We start from the raw sequence: 6,926 nt of genomic DNA, 5'->3' as shown, positions 1-6,926 counted from the left end.
CTCACGAGCGCGAAGATCATCGTCTCGGGTGGCCGGGGTCTGGGCAGCGGCGAGAACTACACGCAAGTGCTCGAACCGCTCGCCGACAAGCTCAACGCGGCACTGGGCGCCTCGCGCGCAGCAGTGGACGCGGGCTACGTGCCGAACGACTACCAGGTGGGCCAAACCGGCAAGATCGTCGCGCCACAACTGTATGTCGCGGTCGGTATTTCCGGCGCGATCCAGCATCTGGCCGGGATGAAGGACTCGAAGGTGATCGTCGCGATCAACAAGGACGAAGAAGCGCCGATCTTCAGCGTGGCCGATTACGGCCTCGTCGGCGATCTGTTCACGGTCGTGCCGGAACTGGCAGGGCTTGTTTGACCAGAAATGAAGAAGGTCCGGCCAATGCCGGACCTTCGTATCGCGCCGGGCGCTTCAACGCGTCACATCGTCACCGACTTGCACTCAAGAAACTCCTCAAGACCTTCGGCGCCGTACTCGCGTCCGTTCCCGGACATCTTGTAGCCGCCGAACGGCACGTTGATATCGAGCATGGCGCCGTTGATGCGCACCGATCCAACACGCAGGCGCGCGGCGACCTTGCGTGCGCGCTCCGGGCTGCCAGAAGCGATATACCCCGCGAGTCCATAGACGCTGTCGTTGGCGATGCGGATGGCGTCCTCCTCGTCGTCGTAAGGAATCACAGTCAGCACGGGGCCGAAGATTTCCTCGCGGGCAATCGCCATGTCGTTGCGCACGTCGGCGAAAATGGTCGGCCGCGCGTAGAAGCCTCGCGTCAGTCCTTCGGGACGACCCGGACCACCCGCCGCCACGCGTGCGCCTTCCTCGATGCCGATTGCGATCATCCGCTGAACCTTTTCGTATTGCAGGCGATTCGAGATCGGGCCCATACGCGTGGCAGGATCGCCCGGATCGCCCACAGTCAGCGCATTCGCGGTCGCCGCCGCGATCGCGACGGCCTCTTCGTAGCGCGCGCGCGGCACCAGCAGGCGGGTGGGCGCCACGCAGGTCTGCCCGGAATTCGCCATGCACTGCGCGACACCACCTGAGACAGCAATCTGCAGATCGGCATCGTCAAGGACCAGCAAGGCCGACTTGCCGCCCAGTTCCTGGGCCACGCGCTTGACGGTTGGCGCTGCGCTGATCGCGACCTCGACGCCGGCGCGGGTCGAGCCGGTGATGGACACCATATCGACGTCGGCATGGGAGGCGAGGCGCGCCCCGACGACACGCCCATCGCCGAAAACCATGTTGAACACGCCGGCGGGCGTGCCCGCCTCGTGCATGATCTCGGCGAAGATCATCGCGTCGAGCGGCGCGATCTCCGAAGGCTTGAGCACGACCGTGCAGCCGGCCGCGAGCGCCGGGGCGACCTTGGCCAGGATCTGGTTGAGCGGCCAGTTCCACGGCGTAATGAGCGCGGCGACGCCGACAGGCTCGCGGCGCACCGTGCTCTTGCCACGCGTGGTTTCGAACGCATAGTCGCGCAGCGTGTCGAGCGTCGCGCGCAGTTGCGCAAGGCCGATCGGCGCTTGCAGCGCGTTACATAGAGAAATGGGTGCGCCGATCTCCTGGCGCACCGCCTGCGCGATTTCTGGCAGGCGGCGCTGATAGATTTCGGCGATCCGTTCGAGCAGCGCAATGCGCGTGGCGCGGCTCGATCCGGACCAGCGGGGGAATGCGTCGCGCGCGGCGGCGATCGCCCGGTCCGCATCTTCGGCGGTTCCCATCGATAGCTTGCCGGTCAGCGCTTCCGTCGCCGGATCGACGATGTCGAAAACGGTGGCGCCAGGCGACGGAGGGACCCATTCGCCGCCGATATAGAAGCGGTTCAACGTTGTCATGGCGTGCTTCCCTGTAGTGTGGTGGTGCGTCTTGTTCAGACCGGACGGTCGCCGATTACCGTCGCGCGCATCATCTGGCGCACGGCTGGGAAATAGTCCTGGACGGCGTAGTGCTGGCAGGAGCGGTTGTCCCAGAACGCGATCGTGTTCGGACGCCACTTCAGGCGCACCTGGTATTCCGGCGCCTGCGCCTGGCGCAGCAGATACTGGAGCAGATCGAGCTCGGCCAGCTTGAAGTCGAAGCCCACGCGATACCGGTCCACCGTTTTGTGGCCATAGTTGACCAGATGCGTGGTGAAGGCTTCGTTCACATAGAGGATCTTTTCGCCGGTCTCGGGATGCGTGCGAACGACCGGATGGATCGCCGGCGGGAAGCGCTTGCGCATCTCCTCATGCTGGTCCTCCGGCACGACGATGCCGAACAGCGGCAGAAATTCATGCGCGGCCTTGAGTCCGGCAATCAGCGTCTTGACATCGTCGGGCAGGTTTTCATAGGCTGCGACCATGTTGATCCACATCGTATCGCCGCCCACTTCGGGACACTGCACGCAGCGTAGCATCGAGCCCATCGACGGAACCTCGCGCCAGGACACGTCGGAGTGGTAGAGATTCTCGCGTCCGCGCTTCGACTCGCCGCGCCCGAGTATCACGAGTTCCGGATGATCGGGATGATGCGGGAACGTGGGATGCACCTCCAGTTCGCCGAAGCGGCGCGCGATGGCGATGTGCTGGGCCGGCGTGATGTCCTGATCGCGGAAAAACAGCACTTTGTACTTCAGCAGTGCGCGGCGCAGTGCGAGACAGGTCGCGTTGTCGAGCGGCTCGCGCAAGTCAATGTCACCGATTTCGGCACCGATCGTCGGCGTCTGGCGCGTGACGGTGAAGGGCCAGCTCTCGGCTTGCATCGGGCTGGTCGGGTCGTTGCCGCGCGTACTCAGGGTCACTTCCATGTCCTATCTCCACAGGTTTCATATCAGACAGCGATCGGCGCAGCATCGCGTTTGAGCTGCTGCAGCGATCGCTCGGGATGGAGCCACAGCAGCGCTACAAGGGCTGCGACGATCAACAGCACCGCCGTCACCAGGATGCCGAGTTCGTAGGCATGACTGCCCGCGCTTGCGTGCGACTCGACAAGCCGGCCCATGACGACGGGGCCGACGGCGGCGCCGAGACTGGCGACGGCGGTATTGATCGCGATGATCGAACCGCGCTGCGCAGGCGGGACCATTTCCGCGAGCATGGCGGGGGCGACCGAAAGGCATAGCGTGGGCAGCGCGCCGGCGATGGCGTAGCAGAGCACCTTCTGGATCGGTGTCAGGTCGACGGTTGCCAGTACGATGAACAGCAGCGCGCCGCCGGTCATGGCGACGCTGGAGAGTCGCGCACGCGCTTCGCGCGAGGTCGCGCCGTGTTTCATCATGCGCTGCGAAAGGCCGCTCAACCCGATATTGACGGGCGCCGCGAAGGCAATGACGAGCGCAAACCAGCGACCCGACGCGATGCTGCTGAAACCGAGACCTTTTTCGAGGTAGGTGGGTAGCCAGGTGACGGTCTGGCCGAGCAGCCAGTAGGCCACAAAGCCGAGCAGGAATACCGAGAGCACGGACGCATCGGTCAGGATCCGCAGGTACGGCAGGCGCTCGGGGGCCACGCTGGCCGAATCCTGGTCGATGGCGTGCGGTCTGCGCATCCGGTCGGTCAGGGTGCCCTCGCGGCCGAAGCACAGCCACAGCACGCACCAGACGCAGCCCACAGCGGCGAGCGCCAGGAAGTTGGCGCGCCACCCCCAATGCAGCGTGATGAGCGGAATGCCGAGACCGGCCAGCATCATGCCGAGGATGGCGCCTTGATTGATGACGGCGACCGGAACGCTGCGTTTCTGGTCGGGAAACCATTTGAACAGCGCGTGAACGGACGTCGGAAATGAGGGCCCTTCCGCCGCTCCGAGCACCACCCGGCAGAACAGCAGCGCGGACGCGCTGGCGGTGAAGGCCTGGGGTAACTGAAGAACCGACCAGCTCGCGCCCATCGCGAGCAGAATCCAGCGGGTCGCAATGCGGTTCGAGAGGAAGCCGACGATGACCGTCGAGGTCGAGAACAGCCAGAAGAAGCTGCCCGCGACAACGCCGAACCTGACGGGTGAAAGATGCATGTCGGCCATGAGCGGCACAGCAACCATGCCGAGAACGATCTTGTCCAGAAAATTGATCATGGCGAGGCCCGTGAGCAGGACCGTGATGGTCCAGGCGGACTTCGGCCGGTAATCGGTGGATACGGACATGCACGGTCTCCTGGTTCGGCTTGCTGCGCGAATGCTGATGCGGGGGGCGGCTGCGCCTGCCGGTTGGGCTTTGGTGTGATGGGTTCGTCGCCGGGTGCAAGCGGGATCTGACGACGCATCGGATGAGATGACGGGTCGTCGCTGCGGCTTGTGCAGTAGATGAGGTTAGGGGCCGCCGGCCTGCGAGTGACCACCCACGGCGGGGAGGGCGGGAAAGCCCTGAGGATGGGGACTATCTGACCTTCGGCAGGATCGGCGAGCTAAGCCGTCTGCGCCGGGCCAGGTGGACACGTCGTTCCGATTGCTCTAACGCGGGTGTTTTCTCGCAGTCCCGGACTTGTGCCTCTGCGGCGCCGTGTCCGCAAACAGATCGACCACCAGCTCGCGCAACCACCGATTGCCTTCGTCCTGCTGGACCCGCGCGTGCCAGAGCAGATGGATCGGCGCGGCGGGCAAGGTGATCGGCAGCGCGCACATGCTCAGCGAAAACAGCGGCGCCAGTTGCAGCGCAAGCCGCTCCGGGACGGTAGCGATCAGATCGGTGCGTTGCAGAATGTAGCCCACGCTCATGAAGTGCGGCACGGTCAGCCGGACCTGGCGCCGCACGCCGCGCCGTTTCAGCCAGTCGTCCACCTGGCCGTGGCCCGTGCCGGCCGACACCACGACCAGATGCTCCGCTTCGCGCCAGGCCGCGAGCGTCACGGGGGCTTCCTCAAGCGGATGGCCGTGCCGGAACAGGCAGACATAGCGCTGATCGAACAGCCTGCGCTGATAGAAGCCGCCCTTGAGTTGCGGCAGCAAGCCAATTGCCAGATCGACCCGGCCGTCAGCCATCTCGTTGCCCAGGTTGACGCTCGTGTTACGCACGGTATTGAGCGCGACGCCCGGGGCTTCGCGCGACAGCCGTTCGACCAGCGCGGGCAGAAACACGACTTCGCCGATATCGGTCATGCCGATCGTGATGGTTCGCGTCGCGCGCAGCGGATCGAAACCGGTCACCGGATTGAGCGCGGCGTGCAGCGTCGCGAGCGCCTGCGAAACCGGCTCCGACAGGCGCAGCGCGTACGGTGTGGGCACCACGCCGCCCGGCGCTCGCACGAAGAGCGGGTCGCCCAGGCGACGGCGCAGTTTGGCCAGCGCATTGCTGACGCCGGGCTGGCTCATGTTCATCTGCTCGGCGACTGTCGCCACGCGCCGTTCCTGCATGAGCCGCTGGAAAAGCAGTAACAGATTGAGGTCGATGTCGCTCAGTTCCATATCTTTCGTGTGATGGAAGCTCATTCATTTGAGTGATGTTGAGGATTCATTTCATCTTATTGAGCAATGAAAGTCCAGTGCCGAAAATACGGACACGGTTCGCGCATTCGACGCCCCGGCGGTGCGCGCCAATTGGTCAGTACCTATAAATCCAGTACAGGAGACATGCATCATGCGGATGGATATGAAGATTGCGATCGTCGGCGCCGGCATTGGCGGCCTGACGCTTGCGCTCGCATTGCGCGAGCAGGGCATCGACGCGCAGCTCTACGAACAGACCGACGAGTTGCGGGAAGTGGGCGCGGCAGTCGCGCTTTCGGCCAATGCGACGCGCTTCTACGAGCGCATGGGCCTGCGCGCGGCGTTCGAAAGCGTGTGTGCCGAAGTACCCGGCCTGATTTATCGCGACGGACGCAGCGGCGAGGTCATCGGCCATCATCGCGGCGCGCCCAGCTATCGCGAGCAGTTCGGCGGCTCGTACTGGGGCGTTCATCGTGCCGATCTTCAAGCTGTCCTGTCTACCGCGGTTGGCCTCGAACACATCAAGCTCGGCCATCGGCTGGTCGACCTCGTGCAGCATTCCGATCATGTGAGCCTGTCGTTCGATAACGGCCAGCACATCGACGCCGATCTGGTGATCGGCGCAGACGGCGCGCGCTCGATCACGCGGCGCTGGATGCTGGGCTACGACGACGCGCTGTATTCGGGCTGCTCGGGTTTTCGGGGCGTCGTCCCCGCCGATCGCATGCATCTACTGCCGGATCCGGAGACGATCCAGTTCTGGGTCGGGCCGGGCGGCCATCTGCTGCACTATCCGATCGGCGATAAGGGTGACCAGAACTTCCTGCTGGTCGAACGTCATCCGTCGCCGTGGCCGTCGCGCGACTGGGTTCTGCCGGCCAGCGAGGGTGAGCAATTGCGCCTGTTCAAGGACTGGCATCCGGCGGTCGTGGAGATGATTACGGCGGTGCCCATCAGTCAGCGCTGGGGACTGTTCCACCGCCCGCCGCTCGGGCGCTGGAGCAAGGGCCGCGTGACGCTGATTGGCGACGCTGCGCATGCGCTCGTGCCGCACCATGGGCAGGGCGCCAACCAGTCGATTGAGGATGCCGTGGTGCTGGCCGATCAACTCGCCAAGGCGGGGTCTGGAAGCTGGCTCGAAGCGCAGCAAGCGTATGAGCGTCTGCGGCGCGGACGCACGCGCAAGGTCCAGTACGCATCGATTACGACTGCGGACATGCTGCATCTGCCCGACGGGCCGGCCGCGCAGGCGCGCAACAACCGTCTTGGCGAGCGCGAAAGCATGCTGCACCACCTCGACTGGATTCACGATTTCGACGCGTTGACCGAAGAGCCGAGCGAGCGCCAGGGGGGCACCTGGCTATGAGCCAGTAGTGCTTTATTAGCCTTATCAGGGCGCGCTCATCGCGGCCCGATAACACAACCAGAGAATGAAAGGGACTTCCCCGTCCCGAGGCTGCGGCGGAAGCCGCGAGTCGGCATCGACGTGCCATGATGAAGTTTCGAACGTTCATCAACAC

At 64.6% G+C, this 6,926-nt stretch carries 6 protein-coding genes; 2 read left to right on the top strand and 4 right to left on the bottom strand.

Annotated features, from left to right (window positions below; translation table 11 throughout):
- Positions 1–363 (top strand): electron transfer flavoprotein subunit alpha/FixB family protein (locus tag B0G62_RS30910; RefSeq protein ID WP_208624265.1); only part of this gene is annotated, 363 nt, incomplete at its 5' end.
- A gap of 62 nt (positions 364–425) precedes the next feature.
- Here B0G62_RS30910 and B0G62_RS30905 read toward each other — a convergent pair.
- The 4 genes from B0G62_RS30905 to B0G62_RS30890 form a co-directional block, all read right to left on the bottom strand.
- Positions 426–1,847: an aldehyde dehydrogenase family protein gene (locus B0G62_RS30905; protein ID WP_103707966.1), complete on the bottom strand. Its 1,422-nt coding sequence runs from the start codon at positions 1,845–1,847 to the stop codon at positions 426–428.
- A 35-nt stretch (positions 1,848–1,882) separates the two neighbouring features.
- Positions 1,883–2,797, bottom strand: a complete 915-nt coding sequence (locus tag B0G62_RS30900; RefSeq protein ID WP_181315678.1) for a TauD/TfdA dioxygenase family protein — start codon at positions 2,795–2,797, stop codon at positions 1,883–1,885.
- A gap of 23 nt (positions 2,798–2,820) precedes the next feature.
- Entirely contained in the window at positions 2,821–4,128 is a 1,308-nt protein-coding gene (locus B0G62_RS30895; protein WP_103707965.1) for an MFS transporter, read from the bottom strand.
- Between the two features lie 306 nt (positions 4,129–4,434).
- Entirely contained in the window at positions 4,435–5,385 is a 951-nt protein-coding gene (locus B0G62_RS30890; protein WP_103707964.1) for a LysR family transcriptional regulator, read from the bottom strand.
- Positions 5,386–5,557: 172 nt separating this feature from the next.
- Here B0G62_RS30890 and B0G62_RS30885 point away from each other — a divergent pair, with 172 nt between their 5' ends.
- Positions 5,558–6,772: an FAD-dependent monooxygenase gene (locus B0G62_RS30885; protein WP_103707963.1), complete on the top strand. Its 1,215-nt coding sequence runs from the start codon at positions 5,558–5,560 to the stop codon at positions 6,770–6,772.
- The last annotated feature ends 154 nt before the right edge of the window (positions 6,773–6,926 follow it).

The sequence above is a fragment of the Paraburkholderia eburnea genome (assembly GCF_002917095.1).
GTDB lineage: Bacteria > Pseudomonadota > Gammaproteobacteria > Burkholderiales > Burkholderiaceae > Paraburkholderia > Paraburkholderia eburnea.
This window is presented reverse-complemented; position numbering and strand designations above follow the sequence as displayed.

Coding starts and splice junctions, on each gene's coding strand:
- B0G62_RS30905 (WP_103707966.1), bottom strand. CDS start 1,847: ATGACAACGTTGAACCGCTTCTATATCGGCGGCGAATGGGTCCCTCCG.
- B0G62_RS30900 (WP_181315678.1), bottom strand. CDS start 2,797: ATGGAAGTGACCCTGAGTACGCGCGGCAACGACCCGACCAGCCCGATG.
- B0G62_RS30895 (WP_103707965.1), bottom strand. CDS start 4,128: ATGTCCGTATCCACCGATTACCGGCCGAAGTCCGCCTGGACCATCACG.
- B0G62_RS30890 (WP_103707964.1), bottom strand. CDS start 5,385: ATGGAACTGAGCGACATCGACCTCAATCTGTTACTGCTTTTCCAGCGG.
- B0G62_RS30885 (WP_103707963.1), top strand. CDS start 5,558: ATGCGGATGGATATGAAGATTGCGATCGTCGGCGCCGGCATTGGCGGC.